The sequence below is a fragment of the Deltaproteobacteria bacterium genome (assembly GCA_020845895.1).
In the GTDB taxonomy this organism is placed as follows: domain Bacteria; phylum Lernaellota; class Lernaellaia; order JACKCT01; family JACKCT01; genus JADLEX01.
In genome coordinates this window covers 23,445-43,201 of record JADLEX010000098.1, presented here as the reverse complement: position 1 = coordinate 43,201, position 19,757 = coordinate 23,445, and the positions used below count along the sequence as shown (strand labels likewise).

Annotated in this window: 16 protein-coding genes; 5 read left to right on the top strand and 11 right to left on the bottom strand. The window is 63.9% G+C overall.

Features of this window, described 5'->3' with window-relative positions; genetic code table 11:
- Positions 1 to 6 precede the first annotated feature (6 nt).
- The 3 genes from IT350_13275 (at position 7) to IT350_13265 (ending at position 1,666) form a co-directional block, all read left to right on the top strand.
- Positions 7 to 753 carry a DUF92 domain-containing protein gene (locus IT350_13275; GenBank protein ID MCC6159014.1) on the top strand — a complete coding sequence of 249 codons (747 nt, stop codon included), beginning with the start codon at positions 7 to 9 and terminating at the stop codon, positions 751 to 753.
- A gap of 167 nt (positions 754 to 920) precedes the next feature.
- Positions 921 to 1,142: a DUF4177 domain-containing protein gene (locus IT350_13270; protein ID MCC6159013.1), complete on the top strand. Its 222-nt coding sequence runs from the start codon at positions 921 to 923 to the stop codon at positions 1,140 to 1,142.
- The gene (locus IT350_13265) at positions 1,142 to 1,666 is read left to right on the top strand and encodes a hypothetical protein (GenBank protein MCC6159012.1); all 525 of its coding nucleotides are present in this window, start codon (positions 1,142 to 1,144) and stop codon (positions 1,664 to 1,666) included. The genes IT350_13270 and IT350_13265 overlap by 1 nt, the downstream gene beginning before the upstream one ends.
- A 14-nt stretch (positions 1,667 to 1,680) precedes the next feature.
- On the opposite strand, the gene IT350_13260 is transcribed toward IT350_13265, so the two are convergent.
- The 10 genes from IT350_13260 to IT350_13215 all read right to left on the bottom strand — a co-directional run bounded on the left by IT350_13260 (position 1,681) and on the right by IT350_13215 (position 13,477).
- Positions 1,681 to 2,133, bottom strand: coding sequence for a type II toxin-antitoxin system VapC family toxin (locus IT350_13260; GenBank protein ID MCC6159011.1), 453 nt, complete (start codon positions 2,131 to 2,133; stop codon positions 1,681 to 1,683).
- Positions 2,130 to 2,378, bottom strand: a complete 249-nt coding sequence (locus tag IT350_13255) for an Arc family DNA-binding protein (protein ID MCC6159010.1) — start codon at positions 2,376 to 2,378, stop codon at positions 2,130 to 2,132. Before IT350_13255 ends, IT350_13260 begins: the two co-directional genes overlap by 4 nt.
- Before the next feature lie 86 nt (positions 2,379 to 2,464).
- Positions 2,465 to 3,355 carry an alpha/beta hydrolase gene (locus IT350_13250; protein MCC6159009.1) on the bottom strand — a complete coding sequence of 297 codons (891 nt, stop codon included), beginning with the start codon at positions 3,353 to 3,355 and terminating at the stop codon, positions 2,465 to 2,467.
- 175 nt (positions 3,356 to 3,530) lie between these two features.
- Entirely contained in the window at positions 3,531 to 4,118 is a 588-nt protein-coding gene (locus IT350_13245; protein MCC6159008.1) for a hypothetical protein, read from the bottom strand.
- Positions 4,119 to 4,137: 19 nt separating this feature from the next.
- Entirely contained in the window at positions 4,138 to 5,922 is a 1,785-nt protein-coding gene (gene pilM / locus IT350_13240) for a pilus assembly protein PilM (protein MCC6159007.1), read from the bottom strand.
- A gap of 316 nt (positions 5,923 to 6,238) precedes the next feature.
- The gene (locus IT350_13235; protein MCC6159006.1) at positions 6,239 to 7,192 is read right to left on the bottom strand and encodes a hypothetical protein; all 954 of its coding nucleotides are present in this window, start codon (positions 7,190 to 7,192) and stop codon (positions 6,239 to 6,241) included.
- A gap of 213 nt (positions 7,193 to 7,405) precedes the next feature.
- A complete protein-coding gene (locus IT350_13230) occupies positions 7,406 to 8,407 on the bottom strand; it encodes a creatininase family protein (GenBank protein MCC6159005.1) in 1,002 nt (333 codons plus the stop codon).
- Positions 8,408 to 8,419: 12 nt separating this feature from the next.
- Entirely contained in the window at positions 8,420 to 9,499 is a 1,080-nt protein-coding gene (locus IT350_13225) for a hypothetical protein (GenBank protein ID MCC6159004.1), read from the bottom strand.
- 3 nt (positions 9,500 to 9,502) lie between these two features.
- Positions 9,503 to 11,341, bottom strand: a complete 1,839-nt coding sequence (locus IT350_13220) for an AAA family ATPase (protein MCC6159003.1) — start codon at positions 11,339 to 11,341, stop codon at positions 9,503 to 9,505.
- Positions 11,342 to 11,395: 54 nt separating this feature from the next.
- The gene (locus IT350_13215; GenBank protein ID MCC6159002.1) at positions 11,396 to 13,477 is read right to left on the bottom strand and encodes an acetate--CoA ligase family protein; all 2,082 of its coding nucleotides are present in this window, start codon (positions 13,475 to 13,477) and stop codon (positions 11,396 to 11,398) included.
- A 160-nt stretch (positions 13,478 to 13,637) separates the two neighbouring features.
- Between IT350_13215 and IT350_13210 the strand changes: the two genes are divergently transcribed.
- Entirely contained in the window at positions 13,638 to 15,872 is a 2,235-nt protein-coding gene (locus tag IT350_13210) for a sulfatase (GenBank protein ID MCC6159001.1), read from the top strand.
- Between the two features lie 7 nt (positions 15,873 to 15,879).
- Here IT350_13210 and IT350_13205 read toward each other — a convergent pair whose 3' ends face one another.
- Positions 15,880 to 17,541: a hypothetical protein gene (locus IT350_13205; protein ID MCC6159000.1), complete on the bottom strand. Its 1,662-nt coding sequence runs from the start codon at positions 17,539 to 17,541 to the stop codon at positions 15,880 to 15,882.
- A 146-nt stretch (positions 17,542 to 17,687) separates the two neighbouring features.
- On the opposite strand from IT350_13205, the gene IT350_13200 reads away from it, so the two are divergent.
- Entirely contained in the window at positions 17,688 to 19,709 is a 2,022-nt protein-coding gene (locus IT350_13200; protein ID MCC6158999.1) for a hypothetical protein, read from the top strand.
- Positions 19,710 to 19,757: the final 48 nt, after the last annotated feature.

Below are 19,757 nucleotides of genomic sequence, written 5' to 3'. Positions count from 1 at the left end.
CGTCCGTTGGTTCACTTTCAGGACTTGCCGGGAAATATCTGGATCGCCCTGATCCTCAACACGATCATCGCGGCGGCCTCGCAACGAGGCAAACTCGTCGACATGTCGGGTGTGATCGCGGGCTGGATCGTCGGCGTGCTCATTTACGTCGGCCTCGGCCACGAAGGATTTATCATCCTCTTCACGTTCTTCATCGCCGGCTCGTTCGCCAGCAAATTCAAGATCGCGACGAAAGAGAAGATGGGCGTCGCGCAAAAAAAAGGCGGGCAGCGCGGGGCGAAGCACGTGTTCGCCAACTGCTTCGTCGGCGCGGCGTGCGCCACGGTCGCCATCGTCACCGATCCCGGCGAACGCATGGTGTGGTTCGTCGCGTTCGTCGCGTCGCTCGCCACCGCGCTCGGCGACACCATCAGCACCGAGCTCGGCCAGCTTTACGGCAAGCGCGCGTACTTGCTCATCACGCTCGAACGCGTCAAACCCGGCACCGAGGGCGCGATCAGCATGGAGGGCACGCTGCTGGGCTTCGGCGCATCGATCCTGCTCGCGCTGGTCGCGTGGCCGCTGCATCCCTTCGATTATCAATATGGGTTGAAAGCCGTGGTGGTAGTTTCGCTCGCGGCAATGATGGCGAACTTCATCGAGTCGATTCTGGGCGGGCTCTATCATCAGTTCGGCAAGGAGAGCCCCGAGACGCTCATGAATTTCGGAAATACCGTGATCGGGGCGGTGCTCGCGGCGGTCTGGTTCGCGTAGGATGGCTGGCACCCCATGTCACCCTGAGCGAAGCGAAGGGCCTGGTTGGAACGATTGTCACTCTGAGCGAAGCGAAGGACCTGGTTGACGTGGGAGAAAATCCTTCGCTGGGCTCAGGATGACAGCGACAAGAGCGCTCGGGACGAAATTGACAGAGGACGCGCAAGATGAATGACAACCCTTACTGCCGCGTGCGCGAAACGATGGACGTGACCGAGGAATCGCTCACGCAGATCATCAACGAGATGGCGGCCGAGGGGTTCGATTTCGACACGATGCACTTCGCCATGCGCGAGGCATCCAAACGCCCGAGCATGGCGTTCCTGATTTTCTACCGCCGAGCGGCGGGCGCCCCGATCGACGCCGCCGAGCGGTTCCGGAGGGAATGATGCGCGCTTTGTGGATGCTGACGATCATCGCGTTGCTGGGAGCGTTCGCGATCGCCGTTGCGTGCGGCGGCGGGGACGATGATGACGATGAAGCGATGGATGACGACGCGGGCGACGACGATGATGATGACGACGACGATGACGATGCGCCGCCGCCGACCTGCGCCGCGGAACAGGACTGCGTCGACTCGCTGATCGCGTGTTTCGGTGCGGCGACCACACCATCCGAAATCATCGACTGCGAAACCGCGCTCGCGGCCTGCACCGGAGCGGCGGGCGGTTGCTTCGGCGACTACTTCGCGTGCGAATCGGGCTGCGCGGGCGATGCGGCGTGCGTCGAAGGCTGCGCGGCGACGGCGGACCCGTGCTTCGACGAATGTCACGTGAGTTTTTCGTGCTGGCAGAGCTGCCGGTCAGACCTCGAAGGGTGCGTCGTCGGGTGCGGTCCGGGCAACCACCCCTGCACGCAGGCCTGCTACATCGAAGCGTGGGACACGTGTTACGGCGGCTGCGGGACGGTGTAGGGCGCGCACCTGATTCAGTGGGAGGCCGACTCCCAGTCGGCGAGCCACACGATGTCACGGAATCGGGGTGCAACCGCCCTGATCAGTTTCGCATCGGCGCTGATCAGCGGCAGACGAAGTGATCGGGCGAGGCTGACGTACAAGGCATCATACACACTGATTCCTGTTTCGATGGCAAGCCTCAACGCCTCGATCCTGTTGTCGATGGACGTCACAACGGAAAAACTCAGCTCAGACAGCCCTTCCAGTTTCTGAATGGCGAGCTCCGGCGACAGGCGGTAACGGACGGTCGATTTCCAGAAGACATTGGCGCATTCTGCAAAAAAATGTTCTGGAATAAAAACCGTCCTAATCAAACCGCTTTCGAACGCGTCGAGAAACTCAGACGCTTCGTCGGCCAGTTCTTCATCCGGCAGAAACGCCTTGACCGCGACGCTGGCATCGAGAACCCACGAACGGGCGATCATCGATCGCGGTCTTCCCGAAGCAGGTCGACCGCGTTCGGCATGCCCACCGGTCGGATCTCTTTCAAGACGTTGGCGCGAATTCTCGCAAGAGCCTTACGGATTCGTTCGCGTTCGGCGGACTGCTCGCGGGCCTCTTGAACGATTCGTACGACCTCCGCGGCGATCGAACGATCATTCGATTTCGCGGACTTCTTCAGCCAGTCATAGAGATGGTCCGGAACATTTCGCGCGTGAATGGTCGCCATGGGCTTTCTCCGTCTGCAACCATTATCCGCGAAAGTGGTTGCAGAACGCAACCGCCGAAGGAAGGCGAAACCGCTGGAATCCCGCTTCAGTTCGCCTCGTCCGGCGGCAACTGGCCGTAGTAGCGGCGCAGCCATTTCTCCAGGCGCAGGTTGATCAGCTCGGGCGCCTCGATCGGCGCGGTGTGCGTTCCGTGCTGGATGATGAACAGCTCGGAGCCCGCGATGCGCTCGTGCATTTTCTCGGACAGCCAGCCCGGCGTGAACGTGTCGTGTTCGCCGCCGATGATGAGCGTGGGCACCTTGATATCGCCGAGCATGTCCTCGGCGGTGTGGCGCGATGCGTGATCGAGCATCTTGGCGAAGATCTTGATCGGCACCGAGGAGAGGTCGTGGAAATACGACATCATGTCCTCGTATTTGAGCAGGTGGCCGTTGACCTCGCCGCGGATCGCGACCTCCCACGAGAAGCGCGTCGGCAGCAGCACCTTCCAGATCGGCGTGAACAGCCACGGCGCGAGCACGGCGGGCGTGTAGATGAACGGAAACACCATGTCGAGCAGGCGATTGTCGTGGAAGGTGCGCAGCGGGTAGCCGTAGCTGCCGCACACGGGCACGAGGCCCTTCACGCGCTCGGGGTACATGCGCGCGAATTCGAGAATCACCTGCACGCCCATCGAGTGACCGACGAGGATACCGCCATCCACGCCGTCGTCATCGAGCACGGCGGCGATGTCGCGGCAAATGTCCTGGATCGACAGGTTGTTTTCGTCGGCGGGGATGCGGCTCTTGCCGTGGCCGCGATAATGCAGATGCACGAAGCGGTTGGTCGAGGCGAAGTGCGTCGTCAGGTATTTCCACGCGTAGCCGAAGCAACCGATGCCGTCGAGCAGGATGAAGGGCAGGCCCTCGCCGACGCTCTCGTACCAGATCTCGGTGCCGTCAAACGAATTGACGTACGCCTGCTTGACGCGCTTCATGAAAATCCCCCGAACCCCGCGTGCCCCACAAGACCGACGCCGCGAACGCGTCGCGACGCACGGGGCAAGACCGGCGCACCATAGCGGCGCACACCTTCGGTGTCAACGAAAACACGACAAAAAGGTCCATGAAATCGGCTTGTTATCGCGCGAACGCGGCGGTGCCGACGAGGCTCTACTCTTCGTCGGTGGGAGCGGGCGGCTTGCCCGGGACAGGGCCTCCCGCGGCGGGCTTGGCGTCGGGCGCGCCCTTCATCTTGCGGTAGGTGCTCACCAACACGCGAGCGTTGAAGAGATCCTTGCTGTCGAAACGCGTTTCGAGGTGCATCTCGCGCACGCGCAGGACCTTGTTTGCGTACTCGAGTTCGTAGAGGAAGGTGATGAGCTGAATGATGTTGATCTTCTGCATCTTCACCTCGACCGCTTCCTCCTCGTAGTACGGATTTTTTGCCTGGCTCTTTTTGTCCATCGACTCGATGTGGTCCTTCACGCTCGCCTTGACCGCGAGGTTTTCGAGCTCGGTCAGCAGTTCGAAATCCCCCGCCTTCTGGATCTCGCGCTCGGCGGTCTGGAAGTCGGCCTGCGTCTTCTGGAACGTGCGATAGACCTGGATGATGTCGCGCAGTTCCTGTTCCTTGTTCGATACCGATCCGCCGACCGTGCCGCCGCCCATCGCCCAGTCGGCGAGCAGATAGACCGCCACCACGGCGAAAAACGCGCCGAGGATGACGAGCAGTTTTTTGTCGCGGTCGGAGAGCGTCATCGACTGTGTCCCGCTCCGGTCATGGCTCGGACCCCGGAATGACCGGCGTCGAGGCCGGCTGTCCGCTGCCGAACAGCGTGGTCACGCCCGAGGCCGACTTGGACTTTTGCACGAGCTGCATCGTCAACTTGAACTTGATCTTGTCGCCGGCGGTCTTCTTGGCCTCGTCGCGGTTCACCGCTTTGAACACGTCCGTCTTCTTGCCCAGTTCCGTCTCGATCTTGTTGACCGTTTCGAACTTGTCCGTGACCGCCTCGATCTTCACGAACTCGGGCTTGAGATCGAGCTTCACCACCTCGATCTCGACCTCTTTCGGGAGTGCCTCGGACATCGCGCGGATCACGTCGAGCGCCCGCAGGTTTCCCTCGCCGAGCAGCCCGATGATCTTGTATTTCTGGATTACCTGATCGGCCTGCGTGCGGAACGCCTGCACGATGCTGCCCGGCGGCGGTTGCTGCGTGAAGGTGTCGAGGTAGATCTTGCGCGCCTGCTGATCGAGCGCGTCGATGCGTTTCGCCTGCACCGAACGCGACTGGAGAACCAGCACGATGAACAGGGCGATGACGATGCCCGCCATCACCGCCGCGCCCCGGAGGCTGCCCTGCACGGCCTGCGCGACCTTGCGATACGCAAACGCACCCTGACGGAAGTTGATCGCGCGCGCGCGGTTCGACGGCGCGGTCCACACCGCGGCGCCGATCGCGACGCCGAAGGCGCGGTTCTTTTCGTCGTCGGCCTCGACAAGGCTCGGCAGCTTGGGCGACAGGCTCGGGAAAGGCTCGACCGGCACGCCGAGCTCGCGCGACAGGTGCTCGGCGAAACCCGGCAACCGGCTCGCGCCGCCCGTCAGGTAGAGCGTTCGGATCTTGAACTGCCCCGCCATTTCGCTGGAGCGAATCGTTTGACGCAGACGACCGAGGAGAAGCTGATGCGCGTCGACGAGTGCGTGCGAGAGTTTCACCACGCGCGCATCCCCGGATTCGTCGTCGGTCGCGAGAACGCGACCCGCCTCGACCTTGAGCCGTTCGGCCGCCGCGGCCTCGATGCCAAGCGTCCTGGCGAGGTTGGCCGTGACCTCCTCGCCGCCTTCGGGGATCGAACGCACCAGCGCGATGCGCCCTTCGTTCATGATGACGGCGTCGGTGCTCTGTTCGCCGATGTCCACCACCGCCGAGGCTCCCTCGACGCCGGCGAGCACGTGGGCCGCCGTCACCGAGAGCGCCGATCCGGTCATCGTGAGCGCCTTGGGCTCGATGCCGGCCATCTCCAGCCATTCCAGCAGACGGGCGACGTCGTCGCGCTTCGCCATGGCGGCAAGCACCGTCGCGCCGTCCTTGGCCGTGTGCAGGATTTCGTGGCTGAGCACCATCTCGTCCATGTCGAAGGGGACCTCGTCCTCGATCGTCATGGGAAGGACCTGATTGATCTTCGAGCGGCCCGAGAACGGCAGCTTCAGGATTCGTGTCGCGACGAATCCGCCGGCGACGGCGCAGACGATTTCGTCGTACGCGAGGCCGGGGCGGCGCAGCAAATCGATGAGCGCCCAAACGATGGGCGGGATCGGCTCTTCAACGGCGGACGACGGCTCCGCACCCTCGACCGTGGGCGGTGGGGGATTTTCCGCAGCTCGCTTGGCGCGAAACGTCGCCACGGATTCGGGCACGGGTCGTCCCGCGACCTCTTCCGGCGTCGGCACGCGCTGCGTCACGCATTGCTGGATCTCGAACTTGCGAAAATGCGCCTCGACCAGCGCGGCTTTGACGCCGGCCGCTCCGATGTCGAGTCCGAGAATTCTGGTCGGCATTTCGGCGCGATCCCTCGATCAACAAAAAAAGGAGGCGTTCTGTCGGTTTTCGGGGACCGACCGAACCGCCTCGGAAAGGAGGGATGAAGTCTGAGCTGTGTTCAAGCAATCCTCGTGCCGCCACGCCGAAGGCGCGAAAGCCCGGTTTTTTCGCGGTGATTCACGCAAGGCACGCCCGCGCGATCGAAAAACGTCGCCCGATCGCGAACGAGCGTCCTCGCGATCGGGTAAGCCCGTTCGCACCTTCCTTTAACAGATGGACCGTGCAGGGGCAAGGCGGCGAAGGGGACACCAAGGACGGCTCCGGCAACGGCGCTCAAGGTTTCACGAGGTCGAATTCACCTTCGAAGTACTCCATCGAGCCCCCTTCGGATCCTTCCGCAATCCACCACCCCGACATCCAGAAAGAAACGAGAGCATCACTGATGAACGTCGAATCGCCAGCGCCGATCCCGGCAAACGGGTACCCGCCGACGACGCCAAATGAAAAAATTTCGGCACGAAGTTCCGGGTGCGGGAGACGCCGAATGGCCCCGTTCAGTTGCCAGTAACGAAATTGGTGGAACGGATCGTCCGAGATGAGGCAGCGGAAGTTGAATGCGCCGACTGTTTCCGTGGCCGGATCTCCGTCCACAGGATGCCAATAAGCCCCCGAGTCGAAGATATCCAAGTGTTGCTCGGTCCAGCCGTTGTTCGACAGACACGATACAAATTCGCAGAACGTTCCTTCCCCCGGTTCGGGAGCGGCACGCGTCGCGCAGTCGATGATGGCCTGCCAACGGGGATCCCGCGCGAGGCGGCATTGCCTCACCGCTTCCCCCTGCGAGAACAGGACGTCGTCCAGGATAACCGGGTACTCGAACTCGCAATACAGCTCGTACATCCATTCGGCGCAGTCGTCCGAACCGTAGATGTCTCCCTCGCAGCCTGCGTACGCATCGTCGTCACCGTCGTCATCCGAGCTGTCATCGTCACCCGTATCGTCGTCGGTGTCGTCGTCCGTCGCGTCGTCATCGCTGCTATCGTCGTCACTGGCATCGTCGTCGACATCGTCGTCCACCTCATCATCGTCCGTGGCGTCGTCGTCGATCGTGTCGTCGTCGATCGTGTCGTCGTCCGTCGCACTGGCGTCGTCATCCGGGGTCGATGAACTCCCCGCGGGCTCGGCGGAGTCGTCATCGCCACCGTCGGTCCAGCACGCGGCGTTTGCGGGTGCTGCGTACAGAACAACCATCGACGCGATCAACACGATGGTAAGTCGGCGGGTCATGATGATTTTCTCCCTCTGGCCGATCCGACACGATTACACGCCGATCGTTTTCTTGAGTCAACACAAATTTGCGTTCGAAGCGCGGTGGCATCCGCCGCACATCGTCGCGCTCCGGCGATGTCCGGCACGGTAACCGCCGGTCTTGTGCGATACCCGCCGTTGCGGTTGAGTCGACATCGGAACGCGCGGCCGCCGCGTTCGTCTGATTGGGCGTCATTTGGCCATCAGCGCATCGGCGACGGCGTTTAGCGGGCGGTTGAGCAGGATTCGCCGGTAGGCCCACAGCGGCGAGTGCACCCCCGCGTCCATTCCGCGATCGATGAAGTCTCCCGCGGCATCGGCGGTGAGGGCGACGAGGTGTTCGAAAATCCGCCGCCCTTCCTCCTCGCTCGCGAAGGCGGGGTAGCCGTAATACGAGTTTGCGCGGAAGAACTTCACCGCGCGCACCAGCAGCGTCGCCGTACCGCGAACGCGACGCAGCCGCGCCGCGATTCCCCCGCCCACCTCGCCCGAAAACAGAAACGAGTCGTTTTCGCCCTCGCCGGGTTCCTCGCGCGGCGTCGCGCCGGGGAGCGTCTGCCATCCGTTTTCGACGAGCGATCCGTACAGGTGCAGCGCCATCGAGGTCTCGACGTAGCCCGCGTGTTGGTCGCGCACCATGTGGCGCAGCTCGGCCTGTCTGCCGGGGACGTCCGCGACGGCGTCGAGAAACACCTGCCCCTCTTTCACGCGCGCGAGCAGCATCGAAAACATCGAGACGACCGCGACGCCGTATTTGCGCGCGAGCCGCTCGCCCGCGAGCTCGAGCGCGAGAAAATGCCGGGGCCCGCCGTGAAACGAGCTGTAGCCCATCCGCGCGAAACCCGCCTTGGCGAAGGGTTCGAGCAACGCGAACGCGACGCGCTCGACCAGATGCGGCGAAAACTCGACCGAGCCGAGCATGGGCAGCGTGTCGGCGGCGACATGAAGCGGCGGCACGAGCAGCACGGTCCAGTCGGGCCGCTTTTCGAGCACGGCGAGCGCGGCGTGCTCGGCCATGGCCCGCGCCTCGAACACGTCCTGCCCCAGCGGCAGGTGCGGGCCGTGGACCTCGAGCGGGCTCATCGTCGCCAGCACGAACGTGCGTTTCGGATCGAGCGCCTTCATCCGCGTGTGCGTGATGCGCTCCAGACGCAGCAGGCGTTCGTGCGTGGGTTCGGGGTTCATCTCGGTCATGTCGCCCTTTCGTCAGGCCACGTCGAAGGTGGAATGGGTCGGCCGCGCGTCGGATGCAATCCAATCGACCATTTCGCGTAGTTGCCGGTCGATGTCCTTCCACGGGCGGCTGAGATTCAAGCTCATGATGAATATCTCGTGCTGAAGCCAAGTCATGCGGGTTTTTGGAACGAAATCGTTCTCGTCATCGACGGCGTAAAGAAGCATGCCCGACACGCGTTCGCCGCTTGCCGGGAAATTGGCCAAGTACGCGGCCAGTTGGTAGAGGTGATCGGATTGAAAAACGGGCTTGGAATCTCGCCGGCTGTTTGCCAGAGGATCGCCCACACACTTCGTCTCAATGACGACGCTCTGGCCGGGCCGTCGCATCGTGATGTCCGTCCGCATCTCCGGGAGCATTCCGCTCGTGTCGCCCGTGGCGATCCAGACGAGATTGCGGCTTCGAACGTCGTCGAAGACTGTTTGTTCCAGTCTCAGAAACTCGCGCACGAACTCTTCGAAGAGCCTTCCCATCTCCCGCTCGTCGCCCGTGAAAGTCCGGAATCGCCACTCGCCTTCGCGCTCGTGGGGGAGCAGGCAGCGGTGCAGAAGTTCGCAGACGTTCAGGGCAAAGCGATATCGCCGGATGTTCGCGTGAAGCTGCACCTGACGAAAGTCGCGAGCGCTGATCGGTACATCCGCGACGGCGCGCATTTCCCGCCAGATTTCTCGAAGATCGTGCCGAATTGTGGGAGTCAATCCTTCGACCGTGGCGAGCCGTTTGACCGTCGCGCGGATAATGCGGTTGTGGAGTAGGTCTTCGGTGTGTTCGTCGAAATCGCATTCCAGCGCGCCGCGCATCGCGATCCCGCTCGCCTCGCTTCTCGCGACGTGAATCTTCCCGCGCGGGCGTCGCAGATCGTCCGTTGTCTCTACGTATCCGCGATCGAGACGTTGCCGCAGCAGTCGGTGTGCTGCTCGGCAAAGCACCCGCGCAAACAGCTCCTCGGCGTTCCGGACCTCTTCGGCGCAAACGCGGGCGCGATCGGACTCGTCCAGTCGCTGCCAAGCGTAGCTGAGGAGGAAATAGATGTTTTCGGGGCGAACCTGCATGCGCTAATCGCCGAGCAGCTGGTCGCGTTCCGACTCCCAACCGCTCGTATTGTCGAACCAGTACTCGCGCAGCAGCGGCACGATTTCGTAACGGACGATTTGGCGAAACCAGTCGAGATCGAATGGACCTTCGGCTTGGCAGAAGTAGCTGTGCCCGACGCAAAATCCATCGCCAAGCGTTTTGTCCTCGCGGATCCGGTTGTTCAAGGCGCTCATTCGGTCAACGATCGTCTTTCGCAATTCGTCGCCGACGCCACGCCTTCGGAGATCCTCCTCGAAGCGGTCGCTTGAAAACGCGGGGGCGATATCGAAGAAAGCGAATCGGCGTCGCAGGGCGTAGTCGACAAAGGCTAGGGCGCGATCGGCGGTGTTCATGGTTCCGATCAGGAATAGGTTCGGCGGGAGGTGGAAGCGTAACTCGCCGTCGCGCGAATACGCGAGCGTCACGCCGTACATGGCTTCGCGTTTGTCGGCCTCAATCAGCGAGAGCAGTTCTCCCAGAATCTTGCTGATATTGCCGCGATTGATCTCGTCGATCACGAGAACGTAGGCGTGGTCCGGGTCCTCGACCGCGCGCCGCGCGAAGCGCAGGAATGGTCCGTCCGTCCGTTCGAATCCGCCGCCCTCGGCAGGGCGAAGCCCTTGGACGAAGTCCTCGTAGGAATACGACGGGTGAAACTGCACACGCTCGACGCGAGTGTCGTCCTTCACGCCGATCAGCAGGTAAGCGAGCCGCGAGGCGACGAAGGTCTTGCCGACGCCGGGTGGGCCTTGCAAGATCAGATTCTTCTTTCGCCGACAAAGGTCGAGCAACTCGCGGACTCGATCCGCCGAAAGGAAGAGGTCGCTGATCGCGGAGTCGAGGTCATACGGCGGCCACATGACTTCGTACGCGCTCGTTTCGATCGCGACGTCTTCAGTGCTGATCCCGACAATCGCGCGGAGCCCTTGCAACCATTCTTCGTATGGGGTGACCTCCGTCAGCGCCTTGGCCCTGAACCTATCTTTTAGCGTCCAATCGCCGCGCTTGATCCAACGGACGCTGCGGACGTTGGGATATGGGCGGTACTCCTCGTATCGATAATCGGAAGTGACGACTCCATACCCTAGAATTCCATATTGCCCCTTGATGACGAAAACACCGTCGCCTTCCCGCATATCGTGGACAAACTGCCAGCACGCCAAGCCGTCGTTGATCGGGTTCTCGTCGGTTTCGCGCTCCTCGCGGATCTTGTCCCGAATCGTGCCGATGTCTGCGTACTGACGGAGATCTCCGAGGTAATCCCAACCGATCGCGATGATGCCTTCGCGATGAAATTCGTCCCAGTACATCGATCTGGGGCCGAGCGAAATCAGCCACGTACGTTTGGTGCTAAGAGTTCGCGCCTCATGGGCGAGCACAACGCCTACGCCAAATTGCCGATCACTCGTCTTGCCAACAAGATTCACATCTTTGTCAGCGGCTGCCACATCGAGTTCTTCGTCGATCGGAAGGGTTTTCGAATTCCGTTCGCCGATCTCGACAACGTGCTTGATTTCAGCTTGGGTAAGGGGATTCGGATGATTGGCTAAGAACAGGCTCCCATCAGCAGAAATCTTCCAAAAGCCTCGAGACGGACTGTCCACGTAGCCAGCCCACCGGAGGTACTGGCTTGCCCAGCGGGTCCGGTGCCGATACGCGAATTGCGGGTTCTTTGGGAGTGTTATTTTCTTGTCGGCTTCATTCAACCCGAGTCGAATTGCCACGTGCTCGTAGGCCTCGGACGCTCGCAATCCCTCCGGCGCAGCAGCCAGTGCGCGCAGGAGCGGTTCCAAAAAGGCATCAAAGGAAGGAACAGCCATTTCGAAATCCAGTTAGGGGAATCGATCCTCTTTCGTCAAGAGAAAGTTGACAATTCACGCCCCCGGAATCATGCGCACGTCGAGGATCGCCGCGCCCTTTCCGCGTTCGAACAGGCGCACGGGGTTGAGGTCGAGTTCGGCGAGGTCGTCGTGGTTCGCGATCATGAGGCCGACGCGCACGATGATGTCGGCGAGGGCGGCGATGTCGAAGGGCGGCCGGCCGCGCATGGCGTCGAGCACCTTGCGCGCGGGGAGCTTGTCGATCATGCGCAGCGCCTCGTCGCGCGAGATGGGCGCGAGGCGCGTGACGGGTTTGCCCAGTACCTCGGCAGCGATGCCGCCCCAGCCGAGCGCGACCAGCGGGCCGAAGTCGCGGTCGCGCGCCGCGCCGACGATGAGCTCGAGCCCGCCCGTCACCATCGGCTGCACCACGACGCCGTCGAAGCGCGCGCCGCGCACGTGTTTGCCGAGCGACGCACGCACGCGTTCGAACGCTTCGCGCACGGCCTTGGCGTTCGCGAGCTTGAGCGCCACGCCGCCCACGTCGGTCTTGTGGCTCGCGTCGGGGCTTTCGACCTTGAGCGCGACGGGGAAGCCGAGTTCGCGCGCGGCGGATGCGGCCTTCGCGCCGGTCGGGGCGAAGCGCGTGTCGATGACCGGCAGGCCGTAGGCGCGGCACACGTCGTACGCTTCGACGCCGAGGTGCGATTTGCCGCGCGACGCGTCGAGGATTTCGCCCGCCCGGGCGCGGTCGACGCGCAGGCGCGGCGGCGGTTCGCGGCGGCGATCGACGCGCCGGTGATGCACGAGGCTGACGGCGAGCGCGTCCACGGCCTCGTCCGCGGTGCCGAAGATGGGGAAGATCGCGAGCGATTTGACGCGCACGATCTCCTCGGGCCACGCGTGCAGCACCATCGCCACGGGCTTTTTGTGGCGCTCGCACTGCTCGGCGAGGTGGCGGAGAAGATCGAGAGGCGCCTGCGTGTTCGCCGCGGAAAAATACGCGAGCAAAAAGACGACGCCGTCGATCTGCGGCTGCGCGAGAATGTCGGAGAGAACGGCCTTGTACGCCTCGATCTCGAACAGGTCGCCGAGGTCGAGCGGATTTTGCAGGCGGATGACGCCGGCGCGCACGTGCTCGCTCACGACGTTCAGCACGTGGTCGTCGAAGGGCGGCAGCGTGAAGCCGTGGCGCGCGCAGGTGTCGGCCGCGATGACCGCGTGACCGCCCGAGCGCGAGATCACGCCGATTCGCGTGCCGCGCAGCGGCGGCAGCGAGAAGATCTTCGCCCCGCTGACCGCGCCGTGCAGCGTGCGCGTGCGCAGTACGCCCATCTGACGCAGCGCCTCCTCGGCGACGTGGTCGTCGGAGAGCATCGCCGTGGTGTGGCTCGCGGCGATGGCGCTCGAAAGCTCGCCGGTGTTGCTCTTGTGCACGACGACGGGTTTGTCGGTCGAACCGACGAGCCGGCAGAACTCGCGCGCGCGGGCGAAGCTCTCCAGGTAAAAGACGATCTGCTGGGTGTCGGGATCGTCGATGAGGTATTCGAGCAGGTCGACCTCGTCCACGCTCATCTTGTTGCCGATCGACGCGAACTTGGCGACGCCCAGGTGTTCGTTGGCGAATTCGCTCAGATACGAAATCCCGACGCCGCCGGACTGCGTGACGATGGAAATGCCGCCCGGGCGGACTTGAGGCATGTACGAAAAGCTCACGCACAGGCCCGTGTGCGTGTTGAAGGTGCCGATGCCGTTGGGGCCGACGAAGCGGATGTCGTTTTCGGTGGCGATCGTGCGGATGCGCTCGGCGAGCTGCGCGCCGCCTTTGTCTTTTTCCGCGAATCCGCCGGACTCGATGACGATGCGTTTGATGCCCGCGCGGGCGCACTCTTCCATCATGCCCGGCACGATGCGCGCGGGGGTGAAGATCACGGCGAGGTCGATGGGCCGCGCGATCTCGGCGACGCTTTGATGAATGTAATGACCGTGGAACGTGCCGCCGCGCTGCCCGACGAGCTCGATGACGCCGTTGTACGAAAACGCGTGGAGGTTTTCGACGATCTTCTGGCCGAGGTTGCCCGGGCGCGGGCTCACGCCGATCACGGCGATACTGCCCGCGTTGAAAAATGTGTGCATGCGCCCCTCAAATCGGCATGTGCGGCGAAGTGCGCGACATCGGCCGCGTCAACCGCGACGCCGACGCTAGCCACGCGCCCCGGCCCGGTCAAGCGCGGATTTGTTTGTCGTGTGCGCATCCCGTGTCATGTTGCTAGGCTCATGTTATGTTGCCGGACCCATGAGACGACGCATCGATCCGATTCGCCGCCCGCGTTGCCCGCGATGTTTCATCGTCGCGATGCTCGTCTTCGCCGCTTCGTGCGCGCCACCCGGTCTGACGAAACCCGCGAATCCCCCGGTGACCGACCTGTTCGCCGCGCTCGAAGCGCAGGGCGAAACCGGGCTCGTGCAAAGCTACCGGCAGGGCTTGCAGGCGCGCGAGGGCGTGTCGGCCATCTCCATCCCCACCTTCGCGTTTGGGGTGGACGTGCCCCCGGACGGCGAGCTGCGCGCGGGCTACACCGTGGCCGATCGCGACTGGCCGAACGCCACGACGAAGTCGACCTTCAGCATTCTCGTTCGCGACGGCGACCGTCCGGTGACGTCGCTGCATCGCGGCACGATCGGCGAGACCGGTGAGTCGCCGCCGGACGACTGGATCGACGTGGTTGCCGATCTCGCGCCGTGGGCGGGGCGGCGCGTGGATATCGTGATGCAGGTCGAGCGCGCGCCAAAGACACCCGGCGCCGCACCGCTGGCCTACCGCGAGGGCGTGCCGGTTTGGTCGCGCGCCGTGGTGCAAAGCCTCACCGCGCCCAAGGTCATGAACGTTTTGTGGATCACGATCGACACGCTGCGTCCCACGCAGGTCGGCGCATATGGCTACGCGAAACCGACGACGCCCGAGATCGACGCATGGGCGCAAAAGGGCCTCGTGTTCACGCAGGCCATCGCGCAGTCGCCGTGGACGCGCACGTCGGTGTCGTCGATGCTGTATTCCGCGTACCCGCACCAGATCTGCGCGAAGCCCACGTGCGCCGGCGGCGGATTTGTCATCGAGCGGCCCATGCCGAATCTGCCCGGCGCGTTTCGCGAGGCGGGGTTCTCCACCGTCGCGTATGTCGCCAACGACATTTTGGACCACAGCTACGGCACCGCGCGGGGATTCGACCGTTTCGTACAGGCGCGAAGCGACGACGACGCGGCGGCGGGAATGACGACGTGGATGCGCGGCCACGGCGGCGAGCGACCGTTTTTCGCGTACCTGCACTTTCTCGGGCCGCACGGCCCGTACGGATTCATCCCTGGAGCGAGCGAGACGTTCATCGACGAGGCGTCGGGGCGGGCGCTGGAGGAAAAATACAAAGCCGCGGGCGCACTCTTCGCGGGCGTCGATCCTGCCGATCGCGAGGCGCTCATCGCCATGTACGACGGCAAGCTGCTCGCCACCGACCGGCTGATGGGCCGCGTGCGCCGCGCGCTCTCCGACGCGGGCCTTTCGGACAACACCGTCGTCGTCATCGTCTCGGATCACGGCGAGGAGTTTCTGGAGCATCAGGCGTGGGGGCACGGCCAGTCGCTTTTCGACGAGCAGCTTCGCGTGCCGCTGATCCTGCTGCCGCCGGGGCTCGATACGCAAAAGCGCATCGACGAGCAGGTCGCGCTGATCGACGTCGCTCCCACGGTGCTGGGGCTGCTCGGCTTGCCGATTCCCGAGAGCTTCGTGGGTCGCGCGATGCTGGGCGATCTGGGCGCGCCGCGCGACGCGGTGCTCGCCGAATACCTGAACTCCGGACCCGAGAGCGCGGCGATCCGCACACCGAACCTGAAATACATCTACGAGTACGAGTCGGGCCGCGAGCAGGTGTTCGACCTCACCGCCGACCCGGGCGAGCAAACCAACCTCGCGACGCAGGCCGGACGGCTCGAGCAGGGCCGCTTCGCGTTCCAGTCGTTCAACCGGCAGCTGTCCATCGATCGCGGCCGCTACCTCGTCGAACTGCGTCTCGTGTCGAGCGCGCCCGTGGAGTGGACCATCGAAGCCAGCGGCGATCAGGCGATCATCCCGATGCTGCACGCCGCGCCGGACGATCAGCGGGGGTGGAGCGCGTCGGACGACTATCGCCGCGTGCGCGTGACGGGTCGAACGGATAGCGGCGGAGAACTCTCCGTGACTTTGCCCGCGCGCGGCGACATGAAAGCGCTTTCGCTCAAGATCTTGGCGGATGGACGCGAGCTGCCGCCGGGAGCGCTCGTCTTGCCGACGCCGGGCGAGGCGAATCCGTCGGCGCTTCTCGCCAACGTGATGGATGGCGCGGCGCGCGAGCACCTGTACTCGATCTCGTCGCCGCCGGTCCCCGCGGGCGACGGCGCGCACGCGCTGGTGTGGATCGGCGCGCCGGGGGTGGGGTGGAAGTCGCGCAATCAAAAGGAACTGCGCGAAAAGCTTCAGGCCCTCGGCTACCTCAATTGACGCCTCGTCAGAACGTCGGTACCGCCACCTCGCCCGACGACCAGTTCCGCAGCCACGCGAGCAGCTTGGGATAAACCGGGTTGCGGTCTTCCTCGACCGCGATCGCGTCGAGGTGGCTCCACTGGGGATAGTCGATCAGAACGAAGCCGGTTTCGCTCCTGGGCAAGGCCGATCCGCGCACGGGCGGCAGGGCGTCGCGGTAGGCTTCCATGATGCCCTCGCCGTGATAGTTGAGCGAGATGAGGGCGAAGACGGGCGCATCCACGAGCGATGTGTAAAGCTGAAAATGATCGTGAACCCAAGTGCCTTCGCTTTCGAACGGCGTCGCCGCGAGCAGGTCGAGATCGAGCCGCGCGGAGTAGTGCAGATCCGTGAAGTTCGACGGGCCTTCCCAGAGCATGCGGATGAGTTGCTGGATATCAACGAGCTCCGGCGGGTCGCATTCGTCGTAGCGCTGCCATCGGTACACGGCGTCGACGTCGGTCGGCACGTCGCCGAGCAACCCCTCTCGAATCGGCCCACCGGTGAGTCGGCCGAGGTGCCCCATGAACTTCGGGTAGGGGAGATAATCGGAATCGAGGACCACGCCGAAAAACGCCTCGTTGGTGAGCGTAATCGGCTGTCCGCGCATGAGCATCCAATAGATCGATTCGAAGGCGGCGTAGTCGGGGAAAAACCCTTCGGGGCCGAGGGTGGGATCGTCCGGATCGCCGAAGTTTTCGGCCGCCGCCATGCCGAAGACCTCCATGAACCACGTCGAGGCCGCGTCCATGGGCTCGGTGCGCCGCGTCGCGCCCGAGCGGATCATCGCGATTTCCTGCGGATACGTCGTTTCATTGACGTCGGGATCGGGCCGCACCGCGCCATCCCAGAGGATGAGCCCGGCGATCTCGTCGCCGCCCTGCACGCCGTCCTCGAACTCATATGCCGCGAACGCCTGCGCGAACGCCACGCCGCGCGAATCGCCCGCGATGAAGACGTTGGCGCGTCGCGATTCCTCGGGCACGAGATGCACGAGACGGCGCATGTCCTTCATCCACAGGTCGAGCCCCCACTCGCTCATCATGTCGGTCTCGGGGCCCCACGCATCCACGTCCTGATACGAATGTCCCTCGACCTCTTCGCCGAGGATGTAGTAGCGATATGCGAGCCACGGATCACGCCGCGCCTCGGCGCGGTCCATGCCGAAGTGGTCCTCGAGCAGCGTGTGTCGTTTGTCGGGCACCCAGACCTCGACATCGCCGCCCGACATCTCCACGAGTGTGCGTGCGATGTGAAACATCTGGTTCGCGCCCGCCACGTAGCCCGCCTGGGTGATGACGATCGCGCGCGCCGGCATCACCGCGCCGCCCGGTGCGGTCAGGCGGAAACGAAACAGGGGAATGACGTTGAATTCGTCGGGCGTGACCGCGCCGGTGAGGGGATTGGGCGGGGCGGGCTCACCGGGAACGAGCGTGTATTCACGAACGACGCGCGAATCCTCTTCGAGTTCGACCGTCGGCGGCGATGGGGTCGGCGCGAGCGAATGCGCCGAATCGACGGCGCGCAGGTCAACCGATCGGTCGCCGTCCGCGCACGCGGCCAACGCGCAGGCGATCGCCGCGGCCGCGATCTTTCTCGCGCGCATCCGGCGCACCGTGTCCGCGATGGGGATTCGAGTCGTCTTCATTTCGTCTCGCATCGTGTGTAACATGATTTGCCATGGGAGAGACAGATGACCGTTCCGGCCCGTTCCTTCGGGCGCGAAAATAACCGTCATTGATCTCACTGGATGTGTTAACACGCGATTCGCCCCATTCGTTCGGGAGGTATGCGATGAAGGGAATCCCCTGTTTGGCGATCTGGTTGATGCTGCTTGTTACGCTTGTTGCCGGCTGCTCTTGCGGCGACGACGACGATGACGACGACTCCGGCGGCGGAGATGACGACTCGGACGACGACTCGGACGACGACTCGGACGACGACTCGGACGACGACTCGGACGACGACTCGGACGATGACGACGACGACGACGCGGCGGAGTGCGTCGATACGGACGGCGATACATTTGGAGAGAACTGCGCGGCCGGCCCCGACTGCAACGACGGCGACGCGAACGCGTGGCAGATTCTGACGGGATACGTGGATGCGGACGGCGATGGCTATGCCGGAACCGCCGTGGACGTGTGCGCGGGCGAGAGCCTTCCGCCGGGAGAATACTTTTCGACCTCGGACGACTGCGACGATACCGACGCGCTCGTGCATCCGGGCGCGACCGATCTGCCTGATGACGGGGTCGATCAGGACTGCGCGGGCGGCGACGCCGCCGCGAGTGACGACAACGGCTACTTCGTGGACGGCGACAACGGCAACGACGCGAATCCCGGGACGATGGCCGAACCCTTCGAGACGATCCAGAAGGGCGCGGACGAGGCCGAGACCGACACCGATCGCCCAAACGTCTACATCACGGGCGGATCGTACGAAGAAAACCTGATGGTCGCCGCGTCGCTCTTCGGTGGATATAACGAGGACTGGACGCGCGACATCGGCGGAAACGCGACCGAACTCGAAGCGGTGGGCGCGTCGCCGAACCTGCTGGTCGAGGCGAATGCGAGCGTCGTTTTCGACGGGCTCACGATCAACGGCAACACGACGGGCGGCCCGATCGGTATCCAGACGATGGGCGCGGCGACGATCGTCGCGCGGCATTTGGACATTGACATTCCGGACAACGTCGGTGACCGCTACGGCATTTACGCGACCGGCGCGACGCTGCTCGATATCGCGGACTCCCTCATCGTGGTCGGCGAAGGCACGGCGGGCGATGACGGATATGGTATTTACGCCTCGACCGGGGCCCTCGTCGCACGTCGTCTGTCCATCTCGGTCGGCGACACCACGTCCACGGCATCAGGCGTGTTCGGGGGAACGTGTCAATTGGATCTGTCAGACGTCGACATCGACGTCGAGGCCGATGGAACGGTTTACGGAATTTACGCGACGGGCTTGCCCGTGCGTGCCGCCGACTTGGCGATGACGATCTCGGAGGGAACGGGATCCCGATTCGGTATCTTCGTCTCGATGTCCCCGGTCTGGATGACGGACAGCCTCGTGGATGTGGGCGGCTCGACGGCCGCCTCGGCCGCGGCGATCTTCTCGTCCGACGGAGATCTGACGCTCATCGGCGTTCAGGCGTTCTCCGGCGACACGCCGGCCGGCACCACGTGGGGGGTGTATGCTCCGGGATCTCCGTTCAAGGCGGTCCGCGTGGTCAACTCGATCATCCAGGCGGGAAGCGCGAGCAGCGAATCCTTTGGGTTCTACGCTCCGGCGCGCCCGATCACGGTCGTGGGCAATACGATTCTGGCTTACGACGGCAACGTCACCGCGGCGATCTTCGCGCCCTGGGCGGGCCTGGAGAGCACCCCGCGGAACATCGTCAACAACATCCTCGGAATCGGAAGCGGAGCGGCGATCGAGTCCGTGGTCTATCAACCGGGTGTGCCGATGCTCGACATGTCCGTTTTCCACAACAACGCGTTCTACGCCGACGGCGGCGGGTGCTACGTCGAGGACGCGGTCGATTGCTGGGACGACATCGACGACATCAACGACTGCGAGATCGACCATTGCCTCTCGGCTGGGGGCAACATCGACGACGCGCCCGACTTCGCCGACCCGGGCGACCTGGACTTCCATCTCGCGGACGGTGCGGCGATGATCGACGCGGGCACCAATCCCCTGCCGTTCCTTCCCACCGATCTGGCCGAATTCGCGCTGTGGGATGTGGACGGCGACGCGCGCCCCGGCGGCGCGGCGTGGGATATCGGCGCGGACGAGTTCGTCGCGCCCTGAATTCAACGGAATACAGCTCGAAGAACGGCGGGGTTCGCCCCGCCGTTT

Coding starts and splice junctions, on each gene's coding strand:
- IT350_13270 (MCC6159013.1), top strand. CDS start 921: ATGAATGACAACCCTTACTGCCGCGTGCGCGAAACGATGGACGTGACC.
- IT350_13265 (MCC6159012.1), top strand. CDS start 1,142: ATGCGCGCTTTGTGGATGCTGACGATCATCGCGTTGCTGGGAGCGTTC.
- IT350_13260 (MCC6159011.1), bottom strand. CDS start 2,133: ATGATCGCCCGTTCGTGGGTTCTCGATGCCAGCGTCGCGGTCAAGGCG.
- IT350_13255 (MCC6159010.1), bottom strand. CDS start 2,378: ATGGCGACCATTCACGCGCGAAATGTTCCGGACCATCTCTATGACTGG.
- IT350_13250 (MCC6159009.1), bottom strand. CDS start 3,355: ATGAAGCGCGTCAAGCAGGCGTACGTCAATTCGTTTGACGGCACCGAG.
- IT350_13245 (MCC6159008.1), bottom strand. CDS start 4,118: ATGACGCTCTCCGACCGCGACAAAAAACTGCTCGTCATCCTCGGCGCG.
- pilM (MCC6159007.1), bottom strand. CDS start 5,922: ATGCCGACCAGAATTCTCGGACTCGACATCGGAGCGGCCGGCGTCAAA.
- IT350_13235 (MCC6159006.1), bottom strand. CDS start 7,192: ATGACCCGCCGACTTACCATCGTGTTGATCGCGTCGATGGTTGTTCTG.
- IT350_13230 (MCC6159005.1), bottom strand. CDS start 8,407: ATGACCGAGATGAACCCCGAACCCACGCACGAACGCCTGCTGCGTCTG.
- IT350_13225 (MCC6159004.1), bottom strand. CDS start 9,499: ATGCAGGTTCGCCCCGAAAACATCTATTTCCTCCTCAGCTACGCTTGG.
- IT350_13220 (MCC6159003.1), bottom strand. CDS start 11,341: ATGGCTGTTCCTTCCTTTGATGCCTTTTTGGAACCGCTCCTGCGCGCA.
- IT350_13215 (MCC6159002.1), bottom strand. CDS start 13,477: ATGCACACATTTTTCAACGCGGGCAGTATCGCCGTGATCGGCGTGAGC.
- IT350_13210 (MCC6159001.1), top strand. CDS start 13,638: ATGAGACGACGCATCGATCCGATTCGCCGCCCGCGTTGCCCGCGATGT.
- IT350_13205 (MCC6159000.1), bottom strand. CDS start 17,541: ATGAAGACGACTCGAATCCCCATCGCGGACACGGTGCGCCGGATGCGC.
- IT350_13200 (MCC6158999.1), top strand. CDS start 17,688: ATGAAGGGAATCCCCTGTTTGGCGATCTGGTTGATGCTGCTTGTTACG.